We start from the raw sequence: 16,067 nt of genomic DNA, 5'->3' as shown, positions 1-16,067 counted from the left end.
TTTAATCTCAAAACTCCCGATTCTCTCTTTTCTTGGCGACTGCCCTCGGGCAGCCTTTTTTGCTCTGGAAATCCTGAAAGTTCACCGCTGAATAATCAAGGTCACCTGTGTGGAGATCACTTCAGCACCGGTTGCCTCCCCGCCAATGATCAAAACATACGTGCCTGGTTGCGCAGTATTCTCAACCGAGATTTGTAGTTGGGTGGTATTTCCGGTCGGTGAGTCATTTGTAAATTCAGCCTCGACCCCATCTGGGACGTTATCCACAAAAAGGTTTACTTCCCCAGTGGCATTCGTTCGAGTCAAGAAGACAGTGTAGGTCGTTGATCCACCAACATTTACTGTTTGAGAAGCTGGTGAGGCTGAGAGAATGACCTGCCTCACATTTGACCCGCCAGGAATCACCAGTTCAACCTGGATTGGATTGATGGCAACTCCGGTCGCGGTTCCCTGGATGGTCAACATATAGGCTCCAGGAACCGCATCCGCGCTGACCACAACCGTCAAAACCGAGCTATTCCCAGTTGTACTCGCTGGTGAAAATTCAGTGGTGACACCATCTGGAACACCCGAAACGCCCAATGTGACCGTGCCTGGAAAGTTACTTCGTGAAATGAAAATCGTGTAGCCGGCATCTTCGCCTTGAGGAATCGTTTGGCTGGTCGGTGATGCTGAAAGCGTAACGGTTCCGCCTGTCCCGCCACCGTTCCCAATGATCAATTGAACCTGCGTGGCAACGACGGTGGCGCCGCTGGCCGTGCCTTCGATTCGGAGAATGTAGGTACCTGATGCTGCACTGGATTCACTCGTTACCACCAACCTTGTTGAATTTCCAAGAACACTATCCGGGTCGGCTTCGGCTTCGACTCCAAAAGGCGCGCCAGTCACCGTCAGGTTGACCTCACCTGAAAAGTTATTGCGATTCAATAAGATCGTGTAACTGGTATCATCTCCAGGTGCAATCGTTTGGCTGCCCGGTGAAGCCGAAAGCGTCACCGTTCCACCCGTCCCACCACCACCATTCCCAATAACCAGTTGAACCTGTGTCCCAGTCACGGTGGCGCCACTGGCGTTTCCTTCAATTCGGAGAGTGTAGGTACCTGGTGCAGCGCTGGTTTCGGTAAACACATTCAACGTGGTTGAATTCCCAAACACACTATCGGGGTCGGCTTCAGCTTCAACCCCAAATGGCGCACCAGTGACCGTCAGGTTGACCTCACCTGAAAAGTTATTGCGATTCAAAAAGATCGTGTAACTGGTATCATCTCCAGGCGCAATCGTTTGGCTGCTTGGTGAAGCCGAAAGTGTCACCGTTCCGCCCGAACCACCGCCACCGTTGTCAATGATCAACTGAACCTGCGTGGCAATGACAGTGGCACCATTGGCCGTTCCAGTAATGCGAAGTGAATAGGTTCCGGGTGCCGCACTTGCTTCGCTGGTCACCACCAGAGTGGTTGAATTTCCAATTACACTGTCAGGGTTTGCCTCAACTTCGACCCCAAATGGCGCACCAGTCACAGTGAGATTAACTTCCCCAGTGTAGCTCACCCGGCTCAAAAAGATCGTGTAACTGGTATCTTCCCCTGGTCGAATGGTTTGACTGGTTGGGGAAGCTGAAAGAGTAACAGTTCCACCAGTTCCACCGCCCCCGTTTCCGATCACCAGTTGAACCTGTGTTCCGATCACCGTGGCACCACTGGCAGCACCTTCAATGTGCAAAGTATAAGTTCCCGGCGCCACACTATTGTCACTGGTCACAATCAGTTGAGTGACATCGCCCTCGACACTATCCGGGTCGGCTTCGGCCTCAACTCCAAATGGGGCTCCGGTTACAGTCACATCCACTTCGCCATCAAAATTGGTGCGGGTCAAAAAGAGGGTGTACGTGGTGTCATCTCCGGGTTGAATTGATTGCAGCACGGGTGAAGCTGAAATCCGAACTGAACCGTTTGAACCACCGCCGCTGCCTTCCACAATCAACATAACTTGAATTGGGTCAATCTGGACTCGATTTGAAGCTCCAGCAATGGTTAAGACGTAGGTTCCAGGGGCCGCCTCAGATTCGGCGCTCACAAAGAGTGTGGTTTGGTCCCCAAACACGCTATCGGGATCTAGTTCAGCCTCGACTCCAGTCGGTGCACCTGTAACCGAAAGATTCACTTCACCAAAATATCCATTCCGATTCAGAAAGATTATATACTGACCTTCTCCGCTACGTTGAATTGTCTGTGTGGTCGGTGACGCTGAAAGACTAACTGAACTATCGCCGCTGCCCTCGCTTTCAACGATCAATTCGATCTGGGTCGGCTGAACAAAGGCATCGCCGGCATCTCCTTCAACCGTCAAGACATAGGCACCTGGCGACACACTTCTCAAGGTGGTGAGTCGCAATGGAGTCTGGTTCCCGTCGGGACTGTCATCACCAAACTCAGCTTCGATGCCAGAAGGCAACCCGCTCACCGACAACCGCACTTCGCCGCTATAGTTCGTTCGGTTGATAAAAATGTCATAGCTCACCACCCCACCTGGCTGGACAGCCTGAGAAACCGGCGAAGCCGACAAAAGAACCGTTCCCGCAGTGATTGAATTTTCAATGATGACCTGGACACGAGTTGGGAAGATGGCTGCCCCATCGGCTTCACCTTTGATCAGGAGCGTGTAGGCACCTGGGGACAGGTCATTGCTGGTTTCAACTTCGAGCGTTGCGGTGGTGCCGGTTACTTTTTCTGGTTGGATCCGCGCATCAATTCCATCGGGCTCGTTTTCGACTTCAAGTTCAACTTCACCGGCGAAATTATCTCGATTCAAGAAAATGGTAAATTGGGTTCGTTCACCGGCACGAAGGGTTTGGGTAACAGGCGAAGCAGAAAGTTGAACCTGCCCAGGCTGGGCCGGTCGAATTTTCACTTCAATCTCAGTTGACGCCACCAGTCCTGGCGCTGTGCCCAGAACCCGGAACTTGAATTCACCCGGAATAATCCCTGGAAGCGCCGAAAGGGTCATGGTGGCGCTGTTTCCGGTCACAATATTTGGTGAAAATGTAGCCGCAACCCCAACGAGTAACTGCCGGTCAAGCTGAAGCGTAATCGGGCCGGTGAAATTTCGACGCTGGAGGTTGATTGTGACCTGGGCGGTCATTCCAGCTACCAGTTCGACTTCCTCAGGTGAAGCAGAAATTCCAAAGGATGGCGCTTCACCAATGGTAATCGTGCTTTCAACCCGTCCACCACGATGGCTGACGACCACCGGATAGGTGCCGGCCTGGCTGATCGGTGGAAGCCGAAATTCGATCTCGGTCGCACTTTCAACCTCGACTTCGCGCGCGGGAATGCCATCGATCACCACCTGGGTTTCCGGTAAAAAATTCGTCCCCTGGATTTTTACTTCCGTATTTTCGCCAAGCTTCACTTGAGAAGGGGTAATTGATGTAATGGTTGGGGTTCCTTGAAATCCAACTCGAATCACCTGTTGGCGACCCGCATCGAGCACATAGGCGGTCGTGCCAGAAATCGCAATCGCCACGGCATTTTGAAACGTCCCGGTTTGTGCCAGCTCAGCCACGGCAAAATTTTGACCTTGTGAACCTACAATTTTTACCGTGTTTCCATCAGCCACATAGATGTTTCCCTGCAGGTCAACATCCAGGCCGCTTGGATCTGAAAATGACACCCCAGTTGGGTTCTGTTGTGGATCGAGAGTAGTGTTGGATTGCCGGGCTGCGGGAATGGCCCCCACTGTCAGCACTTCCCCAGCCGGCAACGTGACCAGCCGCACCACCTTATTGCCCCGGTCGGAAACCACCAGCACCGTTGGAGTCGTGCCGGTTACCAGATCCTGAGGGCCATTAAACCGGGCGGAATTTCCGGGACCATCCACCAACCCGGCCACACCGACCCCGCCGGCAATCACCGAGAGACTTTTGGTGCCATCAATTTGAGCTTTCCAAACGACATGGTTGTCGGCATCGGTGATGTAGAGCAATCCGTCTGGAGTTTGCACCACACCTCGTGGTCCCCAGGTCTCAACGCCACCAAGCGTTCGGGCACTTTCCTGGTCGAGCAATGTTTCAACCTGACCCGTCGCAGGACTGAATCTCCGAATTTTTCGATTGGCGGTATCAACCAGAAAGATTTGACGATCCTTGCCTAACCCAAGCCCCAGCGGACCATTAAATTTGGAAGAGCTCAGTGGCCCATCAACATTCCCCGGATTTCCAAATGAACCGGCATAATTTCGGAGTGGTTCGCCAACGGCAGCACTTTTGACCACGTGGTTGCGCAAATCAGTGGCATATACCTGATTATTGGCATCTACCTTGAGATCCCCATCACCCACAATCCCTGACGGAATTGAGGCCACTTCGGTCACCGTGAAAATCAAATTCAGAAACGCATCACCCGATGTAAGTCGAATAGTACCAACGCCATTGGCCAGACCACGTACCACACCCGTGGCATCAACAGTGGCTTTCTCTGGATTCAAACTTGCGTATGTGATTTGAGCACCCGGAACGGGATTTCCAAGCTGGTCAAGGACCTGAGCTTGAATTGCAAATTGTTCACCAACCGCCAGGGAAAATCCTCCGGGTTGGGCAACCTGAATTCTGTTCAAACTCCCAACCGCCAGCATAAAAGTATTTGACGGAGCCCCGCTTGGTGGAATCACCCTCACCTGAATCGCACCCACAACCTGAAACAGTTCGGCTGGAAGCTGGGTCACAACAATTTTTTTACCGGATTTCTTCACTTTCGCCGTGACCTGAACGTCGTTGAAAAAGACGGTTGATTGAGGTGTAAACCCGGTCCCTTTGATGACGACTTTGGCCGGGACCTGACCAACATTCACTTGACTGGGATTCACCGAGTTGATCACGACACTTTGTGCTGAAGCTTCAATCGAAAAACAAAGCATCGCCATCAGGCTCACAATCCCAGATAGCAGGCGGAAGAAGGCTTTATGAAAAAAGAAGGTACTCATTTGATCACCAGGCGATACAGAGAAGGATGATTTCGGCTGAAAGGAAAAACAGGGCGATTTTGCAGAGTATCAAAATCAAGATAAGCAGAGTATAAATTCAGATGACCGTGTTGAATTATGGAATAACCGGTTTATTTCCAGGAAAATCCCGGTTTTGGCAGTTATGGATCGCCAGGATCAGTGGCTGGATCAAACAAGACGGCTGACTTTTATTCTCCCATAAACCTCAATTTTCAACTTGTTTTCCTTTTGCAATGGAACTTCCTTCAATTGTCAGGGTCTAACAAGTTCAAATTGCAATTTTTCCGTGGAGAATTCTGATGAAAAAAATAAAGAACTGGCTACTTGGTAGTTTAATTTTGGTTGTTTCTTGTGTGCTTGGAATATCCCTGAATACATTCTGGCTCAACCATTTTTCACCACACTGGAATAATAATGCCAGACTGACTGTGTCAGGCCGTCAGGTCCAAATTCTACCTACGGGTGAGAGATTTTTAATTCCTTCATTGTGGGCTGATTGGCACAATAAATTTCAGAACAATTTTCACCTCTCCCGAGCTGAGATCTATGCCACACAAAATGCGATTGGCGAATGGGATAGTGAGTACTCAAAAGTTGTCAATTCGGTTCTTCCAATTGCTGATTGTATTGGTCAACTTGGCGGCGAGGGTTGGGGTTGGAATGGGGGGAGTTATGGGGATGTCCAGCTCAAGGTCTTCAATTCCAAATTAAACCCCACTGAACTCCAAACCCTATGCTCGACAAAAGCTTTATCCGTTGCCAAATCCTTTTCCAATAATGCCACCTTTCAAACCAAAACTGTCAACACCTGGCAGCAATCCGTGATCCAATTTGACCTCTGGTTTCAAGATTATGGGGGAACAGCCACGGTTGAGTTTTGGATTCAACCAACCCAAACCGGCTCACTCATCTTTGTTTTCCTACACGCAAATGGCCCTGAGTGTGAAGAAGTTACTGAAATTCTCAGTTCAATGGGCATTGTCCAGCCTGTCGCCGGGCTTCAAAACTCGACTCCTAATGAGGAAGAAATGAGAAAGCATTGACCCTGTATTTGATCTGCGACTCACTGTGGTGGGCATACAATTACCACAGCATAGCTTGTATCCAGGTGGCGGATCATTTTCTCAAATACCTTTGATTTCTCATCTGAACCTGAACTCAATTTTTACGTAAGACTCTGACTTCAAAATCACGTCAATCTCCAGTCGCCTCGGGTTATACCACGGGAACTTACTCTGGGTTGATACCGGTTTTTTTGAACACCTTCTATTTTTTCAGGAGTTTCAATGCTTTTAGTGTCACGAAAAACAATAAGAGAAACAGCCCACTGGCTGGCGCGGGAATCATTCCGCTTTCAAGCAGTCACCGATTTGGTGAAGGATGAATCAGTCATGGGTTCAGAAGACCCAGCCTTGAGTTCCAGTCCTGGGTTAGAGCCCACCTCGGGTTTTGACGACTGGCTGGAGAGCTTCCAAATGACTCACGATGGAAAATGCGCGGCGGTGACTGAGTGTGGACTCCAGGATGACGCCGAAGTCTCTCAGCAAGGAGCCAGCACCCAAAAATAGGAAACCATCCTTTCGTTTTTTGCGAACGGAAGGATGGTTGAAATATTTGACTCAACGTCTCTCCGAAACTGATTTCCGTACCTTCTTCTATCCCACGATAGTCAGAATGTCCCGTAAAAAGCACTGTTTTCAGAGGCGCGTGACCAGGGCATACCGACCTGACTGCCTTCATAGCTGGCATTGACGGTATAACCCACTTTCCGATTCTGGAGTGGGACCAACGGTGCATACCACACCAACCCCGGCATTGTGCAACAGGCATTGTTTGGCATCGGTTGCACTGTTAATGAAGCAAACCCAGCCGCTTTGATTTGATACCCCGTTGGTTGATGTTCAAAAGAAACTGGGAGCCGGCGAATGGCAACCACTTTCCCCAATGATGCGGCATATTTGGTGGCCAGGGCCTGGGCGACGGCCTGAGCCTGGGCTTCGGTTGCCGCGCTATCCACTACCAGTTCTGATTGGTGACGGCCTGTCGGTTTTTCCAGATTGAGATCACTTTCCACCACCGCCATGGCCTTCACTCCCGCAAGCGAAACCCCGTTCCACTCGCCTGAAGTAATATTCCAGGCCAAAATGGCATCCCGGCCAATCGTGACCACCTCCCCATTGTAGTGACAGGCACCGGCGAAGACGCTTGCCGTCCGGGCTTCGACATAATCACCTGAAATTGCCCCGGCCTTTGGTTCGCTTCCAAACCCTGGAAGGACCATCACCAGCAGCATTACACTCACAGCTATCCATTTCTTTCGCATAACACAAACTCCATTGATGGGCGGTTCATCAAGCCAGCGCCGATTTGTAACATCGTCGGTCTGAAGTACATCGGTTTGGATGCACCTTCCCTCCGTCTGGGCCGACCACTTGATGGGTCATAAAACACCAGCAATGACCGCTTGGATCCAAATACTGCTCGGCACTGGTTGGCAGGACATCGAGCAGAAAGTAGTTTTTTGACCGCAGTTCACCACAAAACGGGCTATTGAATACGGGAGCCGCCGCGCTCCCAAGTGGGTCAACAGTTGAATTGTCAAATGAATCGTCTTTGCTCATAACCCCTCCTTAGGCTGATTTACCGTCGCCAAGCTGGTTCAGGGCTCGTCGAACCAGCGTCTGGGTCAACGGTACCTTGTACTGGTTATGCAAAAGTGGTTGGGCGCCTTCCAGGGCCAGTTTGGCGGCTTCCTGGAGCGTCGCCTCGTCCAGTTTTTTCCCAACCAGATAGCTTTCGGCTTTTGGAACCCGCCACGGCGTTGGGGCCACGCCACCCAGAACCAGCCGGGCCTGTTTGACCTTCCCAGCCGCGTCCAGTTCAACGGCTGCGGCCACGGCAGACAGCGCAAAATCCAGCGATTCCCGTTCCTTGAATTTCAAGTAGGTTGAACGGCTGGCCATCGGCGATGCCGGCACCTGAATTTCGGTGATGAGTTCATTGTCGGCCAGAACGTTTTCCCGGAGCAGGTCTCCCTGGCTTGGAAGCTTGAAAAATTTCTCAAGTTCGACCGTTCGATTCCCATTTGATCCAACAATGACCACGCTGGCGCCAAGTGCCACCAGTGCCGGCGCCAAATCAGATGGATGGACAATATAGGACGGTCCGCCACCCAAAATCGCGTTGTATTTGTTTTCACCCGCTTCGGCATAGCACTGGTCACCGCCTTTTTTCAGACAGACGACGTGTTCCAGCCGAAAATACCAGCACCGGGGACGCTGACACAGATTGCCGGCAATGGTGCCGAGATTTCGAATCTGCGGTGAAGCCACTGAATGAGCGGCTTCGGCAATGGCGGGAAAGTTTTTGCGAATCTCTGGATGTTCTTCCAACTGTGAGAGCGTCACCAGAGCCCCGATTTTGAGTCCTTTTTTGGCATCGCCCTCAATTTTATTCAGTCCAGGAATGGATTTGAGGTTGACCACGCGCACCGGCTGCGTGATGTAATCTTTCATGGTCGTCAACAGGTCCTGACCACCAGCCAGAGGCCGCGGCGCTTCTTTCGGGTCGCTCACCTGGGTCGAAAGCTGTTTGACGGCTTCAGCGACGGTGGTTGGATTTACCCATTCAAATGCCTTCATGTCGTTTCCCCCTATTTGAACAAACCCATTAAAATTTTATCAGGTGTAATTGGCAGTTCGCGGACTCGAACGCCGCAGGCATGAAACACGGCATTGGCCAGGGCACCGACCGCTGGAATCAACGCGGGTTCACCGACACCAATCACGGCTTCACGGGTGTCTTCATCATCAATAATGGGAATGAGTTCGGGCATTTCGAGCGATCCTGGCAGCTTGTAGTCGCCAAACCCAGGATTGAGGGTAATTCCCAGTTGCGAATCCACCACCCGGCTTTCATAGAGGGCCATCCCAAGTGATTGAATCATCCCGCCATTGATCTGGCTTTCAACCGCCAGCCGGTTAAGCGGAAGGCCAATGTCCTGCACATGCACCATTTTAATCGGCTTGATATGACCGGTTTCGACATCAACTTCGACTTCAGCAAAACAGGCTCCGTGAACGCCATTTTCAGAAAGGCCCGGTTTCCACTCACCCCGCACGGTGATTCCGGCTGGCGGAAGCGCCGCACAGGCTTGTTTCCACCCGAGCGGGCGGGCACCGGCGATTACTTTTCCATTCAGAAATGTGACTTCCTCAGGTTTGGCCCCCATCACGGGAGCGACCTTCTCGGCAACCGTTGTCCGTGCCTTGAATGCCGCGTCTTTGACGGCAGGCGCCAGTGAAGCCGCCGTGGTTGAACCACCCGACGGATTCGCGGCCCCAAGGGTTGAACGCCCGATTTTTTCGGTGACATCGTTGAGCGTCAGGCCCAGTTCCTCAGCCACAATCGCCCGGACGTAGGTCCGGGTTCCAGTTCCAAGGTCCTGTGTCCCAACCGCTACGGTAACCAGTCCATCACGGGTAATCGTCACATCCACCTGGCATTGAGGCCGGCCACCACCGCCCCAGACTCCAACTGCACAGCCCATGCCGCGTTTTCGAGGTCCAGGGGTTCCACCTGGCTTGGGGTTGCGCTTGCTCCAGCCGATTTCTTTGGCGCCTCGGTCAAGTTGACGGTGATACACCGGGTCCGTCAGGTTTTTCTTGCGGAATTCAACCGGATCCAGTTCCAGTTTGTAGGCCAGTTCATCAATCAATGATTCAATCGCATATGACGCCTGCGGGTGACCTGGGGCGCGAAACGCTCGTGAGGAATCAAGATTGGTATGGAGCGCCGCAATCTCACGATAAAAGTTTTCAACCTTATACACATACGGCTGTCCAGCCTGTGACCCATCGCCAAGCCCGCCGAGCTTATACTGAGTCGCCTGCAACGCCACCAGTGTTCCGTCTTTGCGGGCACCGCCCTTGAGTTTTTGCCAGGAACCAGACCGCGTTCCAGCCATCAAAAACTCATTTTTCCGGGTGAGCATCATTTTGACCGGTGCACTGGTTTTTTTCGAAAGCCGACAGGCCAGGCTCCCTTCCAGGCCAAGTCCGAATTTGGCGCCAAAACCACCGCCCATGTGCTCCACCACTGTGGTGACCGCGCTTTGTTGCAACCCAAGCTCTTTGGCGGCATCACCCGAAACGGTGAACGTGCCCTGGGTTGAAGCATAAATCGTGGCCGTATCACCACCGCGATAGTCAACCACAACGCCGTGGGTTTCCAGACAGGCATGATGAACCATCGGTGTTTGGTAATCAGCCTCAATCACGGCATCACACCCGGCGAAAGCCGCCGCCACTTTGGCTGGATCCCCTTGTTTTCCTTGTGGTTCGACATTTCCTTCTTCAAAGACTTTCGGAGAATTTGGCCGGAGGGCATCTTTAGCCGTGACTGTATGTGGCAGAACTTCATAGGTCACTTTAATGGCCCGAATGGCATCTTCGGCCAGTTCGGGTGTGATGGCGGCTACGGCAGCCACCGGTTCGCCTTCATATCGAACTTCTTCCCTGGCACTGATGGCCGCTTTCACGCCTTTGATTTTTTCAGCTCCACTCAAATCCAGGCTTGTCACTCTGGCCCGGGCGTGTGGCGAACCCAAAATCCGGCCATAGAGCATTCCGGGCAACTTCACATCATAGGAATACTGAGCGGTTCCGGTTGCTTTGACGGGTCCATCAACCCGAGGAATGCGTTTGTTCAGAAGGCGATGGCGGTCATTGGGCCCCCACCCGGGACCAGATGTGTCATCAACTTCAATTTCAACCATGGTTTCGATGCCGTTTACAACCCGCGGCACCTTGATTTTGCGCTTTGGTTTCGGTTGGTCCTGCATGTGCGGTTATGCCTCCTCTCCAAATTTGGCAAACAGGTCAGAAGCTGCTCGACGTTGCCCTTTGACTGATGACAGAGCCGCTTCAAAGACCTTGGGATAGGTGCCGCATCGGCAGAAATTGCCTTTACAGGCTTCGCGAATCTGGTCGGTGGTTGGATTTGGGTTTTGCTTCAAATAGGCGGAAATCGTGGTGACAAACCCTGGAGTGCAAAATCCACACATCATGGCGTCTTGTTCAACAAACGATGCCTGGAGCGGACTCATATTGTCGGGGGCGCCAAGCCCTTCGACCGTCGTGATTTTTTTTCCAACAGCATCCACCGCCAGAACCAGACATCCATACACAGGTTTATCATCAAGCAGGACCGTGCATGCACCGCACGTTCCCTGGTCACATACCAGTTTGGGCCCAGTTACGGGTGGCTCGGCATGGTCACGCAAAGCACACAGCAGGGTGGTTCGGGGTTCAACCGTAACCGTCCGGTTCGTGCCGTTCACCGTCAATGTGACCGGAATGGCACCAGCCGGGACGTTATTGGCTTCAACAGCAGTTGAAGATGATTCCCCTTTGATTTCTGAATAGATTTTATCAGCGATGACGGCACCAGCACCGGCCAGGCCAGCGCCGGCGAGAAATTTCCGCCGACTGAGATTTGGAAGCAGCCCCGGTTTGGTATCCGGTTGATCAGGTTTGTCAGCCATGCGATGAAGTTCTCCTTTGAAACAGCAGGGATAATCTCATAAAAGAATTTATTTACAATAGTTTGCAACCCAATTTACTCCAGTTCGAGATGACCTGGAGGCAAATTTCCCAACCAGCCTAAGCAACCTGGCTGCAGGAAAGATGATGAATTCGTTTTGAGAGAAACGGGTTTGGTGAATGCGAAAAAAGAGAACCTAGAATAGCAGACAACCGGAGTGGGTTTGGTGAAATTTTTGTAAAAGGAAGCCGCTTTGGTATCCTGGCTGACACCGACAAAACCAAAACCGAACACCTGAAAGCCGAAAAACCGGCGGCCAAACTCAAGGTACTGGGCCTTGACTCCGATGCTCGATAGAAATTAGAGCAACCACTGCTTGGAAAAATCAAAAGCCCGCCGATCAACGACAGGCTCAAGCATTTGATTTGGTTGGGTTTCTGGCTAAAGAAGCAAATTATCTCAACTTAGTAGCTCTGTGGTTGGCAAAATTCTGGTTTGCAACAAATTGAGATAACCTCAGAGGGTTACCTGAAATCAAAATGGTCGCCATATCCACCATATTGAGTTATCTGGGTGAATCGCAGGAACGGAAATTTTGTGCCTCTGATTGCTATCATCCACAAGAAACCAACTCTCATCATCCAAAAGCTCTGCAGAAAAAGGGGGTTCGGTTTCTTGCACATCTTCACTGACCATATAAGCAAAAAAGTCTTTGAAACTGTCTGCATTGCTGTTGGGTGAAAATAACCCAATTTTCCAGGGAAAATCGTCACCTTCTTCAACTACCTCACCTAAATACTTCTCTAAAAAATACAGCTTCATCTTTTTCTCCTGTCATTTAACCGTTATAAGCCTGGGAGGAATAACCTCGTTCACAACATATTGTCAGGGCTCAACATTCCATTTGACCGCAAGCTTTTTCCAATATGGAGTTAGGTACAGGTCAGTATGTATTCAAGCTTCAATTTCTGATGGTGAGTAAATTCTATATTTTCAGGTAAATATTTCCTGGGAGCGCCGGCATCCTGCCGGCACCAAACGGTTAATCTTCAATCATTTGCCGGCAAGATGCCAGCGCTCCCAGGGAGGGATCATCTTCTGAAATGCTATAACACCGGTTACGTCTCTATTCTTAACTGCTTGCTGAAGGTCAGCTACCTTGAAAAAAATCACGTAAAATTGGCTCTTCCGCAATTTCGCTGATAGTCTGGCAAGTAAATTACTGGTTCAACACTACTTATAGTTTAAAAATCAAAAAGGTGCTTCACAATTTGCAAGACTTTTGGGAGCAAAACCTTAGGCTCAATGCATCACCAAAAGTGCGGGAGACCAATTTTATGTGACTGTTGAGACTCGGTTGGTAAACCATTCCAAACAAGGGATGTTATCAGGTAGCGAACAACTGAGGATCTTTCAGATTATGACAACGCACGAACAGCTTTTACTGGAAAAAATCAAACGTCTGCCGCCGGAAACCCTGGCGGAAGTGGAGCAGTTTCTGGATTCGCTGGCGGTAAGGTATCGGGAACGGTTACCGATAGAGGACAGCGACGACTGGACGGACGTTGACCTGCGGGAAGCCGCCGTCGCTTCCTGGCATTATGTGCAATCACTAGAAGAAGAAAAATAAGGGTGGTTAATCCTGGAGATGTCGTGACGTGATGTTTGCGGGAGCGCATGCCACGAAACGGCGTCCAGCGGTCGTGGTGTCCAGTGCCGAATACCATCGCACCCGACCGGACGTGATCGTCGGCGTGTTGACCACGCAAGTTGCCAGAGCCACCGGCCCAACCGATTACCAGTTGCTGGATTGGTCAAGCGCTGGATTGCGGGCTTCCACGGCGTTCAGAAGTTTCCTACTGACCTTTCCGGCCACGGATGTCACAGTGATCGGAAAACTCTCACCCCGTGACTGGCTGGAAGTCCAATCCCGGTTGGGAACAGCCGTGTCGGTCCGCACACCTGACACCGACAAAGCTGGACAGGAACTCAAACTCAAGGAAGAAGCTTTGAACCACCTGGCAGAGGCTCAGGCCAGATTGATTCTGACACACACCGAAAAGGAAGCTGAAACAATCGCCAAAGAAGAAGCGCTTCTCAAAGCTGAAGCAGAACGCCTGAAAGCCGAAAAACTGGCTGCCAAACTCAAGGAACTGGGCCTTGACCCCGATGCCTTGTGAAATGGTGGGTGATATCTTCATCACACAGAGCAGGTTTGAGCCACTGGCCGCCAGCGACGGCGTTTTTTCCTGATGCCATAAGCACCGCATCACCAACTTGTTCACTCCGTGCTTCTTCAATTCACACCCACACGCCCGCGCCAGGTCCTCCAACCGGTTCGCCCGCTTCACACGTCCTCTATTTCGCTTTCACTGTAGTGTGGCATTGCAAAACCTCCTCCTAGACTTATGCTCTGTTAAATGAAGCATCTTGGCTTCTTTATGGAAAGAATTTCACACTAGACAAAGACGCTTTATATTTGGCATCTGCACTCCATTTTTATCGACACGGCAAGGTGAATCAGCTATAATAGCTTTCAAATCAAAGACTTGGATGCTAAACCGATGACGACTCAAACAACTTTTGCTGAACGCCTAGCGGAAGTCCTGGAGGTCACCGGAGATTTTCTGTTGAATGGAGCAATGCAGGAAACCGCCAAATCCCAGTTTGAAGATCGGGAACTGTTGCGGCAATTTCAGGAAGTGGAAACCTTGCCCGAAGCCGACAAACTGGTGGTCAAAGCCTTTTTGGATGCGTTTTTGTTCAAGAAACGGGTTCAGGCCATGGCGGTCAGGTAATCAATCAGGAGGAGCAGGAAATGAACGTGGAATTGCGTGAATCAATTTTGCAGATGAGTCCGGCGGACCGGATTGCCCTGGCCTTGGAAATCTGGGAAAGCGTGGAAGCCGAAGCCGCCGAATTGCCGCTGACTCAGGCTCAAAAAGCCGAACTGGACTGGAGTTTGGCCGATGTGGAAGCCAACCCGGATGATGAACTGAGTTGGGACGCCGCCAAAGCCGAACTGAGGTCACGGCCATGAGTTTCAAGCTGGTCATCCGGCACAAGGCGAAAAACGACATCTTTGCCGTCTTTCGCTGGTACAAGGCCCACCACCCTGGTCTGGAAGAGGACTGGTTGGCGGCGGTTGATGCGGCACTGGTCCGGATTACCCAATTCCCACTGGCGTATCCGGTTGTCTATAAAGAAGTTCGGCGAATGGTGATCAATCGCTTTCCCTACCACCTGTTTTTCACGGTTCAGGGTAAAAGCGTCCGGGTGCTCACGTGCCTCCACGCCAGACGTGATCCGGATTCACCCTGATCAACTGTTCAAATTGAACACCTCACGTTCAAGTGACCCATTGCCCGGCCTGACCGGGAGGCAGGAGCAAGTGGATTGTTTCAAAAGAAGCAGTTTGAGCCACTGGCCGCCAGCGAAAGACACTTCAACCGAAAGGAAAACCTATGGCTGGAATCAACTACATTGTGGATCAAGAGGGAAACCGCACGGCGGCGGTCCTGCCCTTGCCGGAATATAGTGCTCTCCTTGAGGAATTGCTGGAAGATGCTGCACTGGGTCGCTTGGTTCGGGAAATTCCAGACGACCAGCGCACCACAAGCTAGAAATCTTTTGAATTATTGGATGGATAATTATTCATACCTTTTAGCAGCAAGTAACATAATTCCAATGAGTCTCCAATTTGGGGTTTCTGGAAAAGGTTCACCGACATTTGCAAAAAACCCTTCCATGTCTTCAGTCCAGGCTGAAAGAGCATCAAGGTAGTGGTCAAGCCGTGAATTTTCCCAAGAGTCAGGGTCATCTTTAAGATCTCTGACCAGTAGCTTGATAAAGTTGACAAGATCTTCTTTTGTTTTAATTGATTTGGCTTGTTCAGGACTTATCATCTTGGTTCGTTCCTTACATATATTGAGACACCATCATTTGTTGTAGTGAACTTGAAAGCATCATGTTGAATTTCACTTACTGTCGCCATTCTATAGCGAATTGGTATTTGCGCTCTTCTGAAGGTTTCAAGACGGCGATTATCTAGTGAAAAGAATAGCCCATCTTTTTCAACAAGGCGGATTTCGGGAATGTCCATTGGACTAACCTGACCATTTCTTAATGCTGCAGCTAAATCATCAATGTTACCACCATTTTTAAAGTAGTAATTACAACTGTCTTGGCTAAATCGCACTGCAGCAGGGTCAATTGAGTATACTCCCCCGATTTGATTTGGAACTGTTATACCATGGGGAGCACTAATAAAGGGTCCTTGTGGCCCAAGTTGATTTGGATTTCCACGCCCGATTGAAATCCCACCATCTGGATAACCATAAAATACCCGTGATGGCGGGCTACCTTCTCCCGGACCAAGGAGTTTGGGTTCTCTCCCTGGAAGTAATCTTCCACTAGCGCCAGAATTTCCAGCTCCAGTCCAACCCAGTCGTGGTTGGGCATTTCCAGGGAAACCAATATCCAGCTCCGGTGACAACGATCTGGTGCTGATTGAACCTCTACTGGGG

At 50.9% G+C, this 16,067-nt stretch carries 16 protein-coding genes and 1 pseudogene; 8 read left to right on the top strand and 9 right to left on the bottom strand.

Annotated features, from left to right (window positions below; translation table 11 throughout):
- Nucleotides 1-81 precede the first annotated feature (81 nt).
- Complete coding sequence (locus tag HY774_04290) at nucleotides 82-4,977, bottom strand: IPT/TIG domain-containing protein (protein MBI4747680.1); 4,896 nt, start codon at nucleotides 4,975-4,977, stop codon at nucleotides 82-84.
- Nucleotides 4,978-5,297: 320 nt separating this feature from the next.
- Between HY774_04290 and HY774_04285 the strand changes: the two genes are divergently transcribed.
- Both HY774_04285 and HY774_04280 read left to right on the top strand, forming a co-directional pair.
- Nucleotides 5,298-6,041 (top strand): hypothetical protein, encoded by a 744-nt coding sequence (locus tag HY774_04285; protein MBI4747679.1) that lies wholly within the window; start codon nucleotides 5,298-5,300, stop codon nucleotides 6,039-6,041.
- Between the two features lie 243 nt (nucleotides 6,042-6,284).
- On the top strand, nucleotides 6,285-6,566 hold the full coding sequence (locus HY774_04280; GenBank protein ID MBI4747678.1) for a hypothetical protein: 282 nt from the start codon (nucleotides 6,285-6,287) through the stop codon (nucleotides 6,564-6,566).
- Nucleotides 6,567-6,667: 101 nt separating this feature from the next.
- Here HY774_04280 and HY774_04275 read toward each other — a convergent pair whose 3' ends face one another.
- The 6 genes from HY774_04275 to HY774_04250 form a co-directional block, all read right to left on the bottom strand.
- On the bottom strand, nucleotides 6,668-7,321 hold the full coding sequence (locus HY774_04275) for a DUF1326 domain-containing protein (protein MBI4747677.1): 654 nt from the start codon (nucleotides 7,319-7,321) through the stop codon (nucleotides 6,668-6,670).
- A 28-nt stretch (nucleotides 7,322-7,349) separates the two neighbouring features.
- Entirely contained in the window at nucleotides 7,350-7,619 is a 270-nt protein-coding gene (locus HY774_04270) for a hypothetical protein (GenBank protein ID MBI4747676.1), read from the bottom strand.
- A gap of 9 nt (nucleotides 7,620-7,628) precedes the next feature.
- On the bottom strand, nucleotides 7,629-8,639 hold the full coding sequence (locus HY774_04265) for a xanthine dehydrogenase family protein subunit M (GenBank protein MBI4747675.1): 1,011 nt from the start codon (nucleotides 8,637-8,639) through the stop codon (nucleotides 7,629-7,631).
- Nucleotides 8,640-8,650: 11 nt separating this feature from the next.
- Complete coding sequence (locus HY774_04260; GenBank protein MBI4747674.1) at nucleotides 8,651-10,840, bottom strand: xanthine dehydrogenase family protein molybdopterin-binding subunit; 2,190 nt, start codon at nucleotides 10,838-10,840, stop codon at nucleotides 8,651-8,653.
- Nucleotides 10,841-10,846: 6 nt separating this feature from the next.
- Nucleotides 10,847-11,542, bottom strand: coding sequence for a (2Fe-2S)-binding protein (locus HY774_04255; protein ID MBI4747673.1), 696 nt, complete (start codon nucleotides 11,540-11,542; stop codon nucleotides 10,847-10,849).
- A 533-nt stretch (nucleotides 11,543-12,075) separates the two neighbouring features.
- The gene (locus HY774_04250) at nucleotides 12,076-12,363 is read right to left on the bottom strand and encodes a hypothetical protein (protein ID MBI4747672.1); all 288 of its coding nucleotides are present in this window, start codon (nucleotides 12,361-12,363) and stop codon (nucleotides 12,076-12,078) included.
- A gap of 598 nt (nucleotides 12,364-12,961) precedes the next feature.
- Between HY774_04250 and HY774_04245 the strand changes: the two genes are divergently transcribed.
- From HY774_04245 to HY774_04220, 6 genes and pseudogenes are all read left to right on the top strand, one after another.
- Nucleotides 12,962-13,171 carry a hypothetical protein gene (locus tag HY774_04245; GenBank protein MBI4747671.1) on the top strand — a complete coding sequence of 70 codons (210 nt, stop codon included), beginning with the start codon at nucleotides 12,962-12,964 and terminating at the stop codon, nucleotides 13,169-13,171.
- 31 nt (nucleotides 13,172-13,202) lie between these two features.
- Nucleotides 13,203-13,496, top strand: a pseudogene (locus tag HY774_04240) (type II toxin-antitoxin system PemK/MazF family toxin).
- A gap of 609 nt (nucleotides 13,497-14,105) precedes the next feature.
- Nucleotides 14,106-14,339, top strand: coding sequence for a hypothetical protein (locus HY774_04235; protein ID MBI4747670.1), 234 nt, complete (start codon nucleotides 14,106-14,108; stop codon nucleotides 14,337-14,339).
- 20 nt (nucleotides 14,340-14,359) lie between these two features.
- A complete protein-coding gene (locus HY774_04230) occupies nucleotides 14,360-14,581 on the top strand; it encodes an addiction module protein (protein ID MBI4747669.1) in 222 nt (73 codons plus the stop codon).
- On the top strand, nucleotides 14,578-14,862 hold the full coding sequence (locus tag HY774_04225; GenBank protein MBI4747668.1) for a type II toxin-antitoxin system RelE/ParE family toxin: 285 nt from the start codon (nucleotides 14,578-14,580) through the stop codon (nucleotides 14,860-14,862). The genes HY774_04230 and HY774_04225 overlap by 4 nt, the downstream gene beginning before the upstream one ends.
- A gap of 143 nt (nucleotides 14,863-15,005) precedes the next feature.
- Nucleotides 15,006-15,164 (top strand): type II toxin-antitoxin system Phd/YefM family antitoxin, encoded by a 159-nt coding sequence (locus HY774_04220; protein ID MBI4747667.1) that lies wholly within the window; start codon nucleotides 15,006-15,008, stop codon nucleotides 15,162-15,164.
- Between the two features lie 27 nt (nucleotides 15,165-15,191).
- Here the strand turns inward: HY774_04220 and HY774_04215 are convergent, their stop codons facing one another.
- Together HY774_04215 and HY774_04210 are read right to left on the bottom strand one after the other, a co-directional pair.
- Nucleotides 15,192-15,446, bottom strand: a complete 255-nt coding sequence (locus HY774_04215) for a hypothetical protein (protein MBI4747666.1) — start codon at nucleotides 15,444-15,446, stop codon at nucleotides 15,192-15,194.
- Nucleotides 15,443-16,036: a hypothetical protein gene (locus HY774_04210; protein ID MBI4747665.1), complete on the bottom strand. Its 594-nt coding sequence runs from the start codon at nucleotides 16,034-16,036 to the stop codon at nucleotides 15,443-15,445. Before HY774_04210 ends, HY774_04215 begins: the two co-directional genes overlap by 4 nt.
- Nucleotides 16,037-16,067 lie beyond the last annotated feature (31 nt).

This window comes from Acidobacteriota bacterium (genome assembly GCA_016208495.1).
Lineage (GTDB): Bacteria > Acidobacteriota > Blastocatellia > Chloracidobacteriales > Chloracidobacteriaceae > JACQXX01.
The sequence above is the reverse complement of the archived record's forward strand: the minus strand, read 5'-3'. Positions and strand labels throughout refer to the sequence as shown.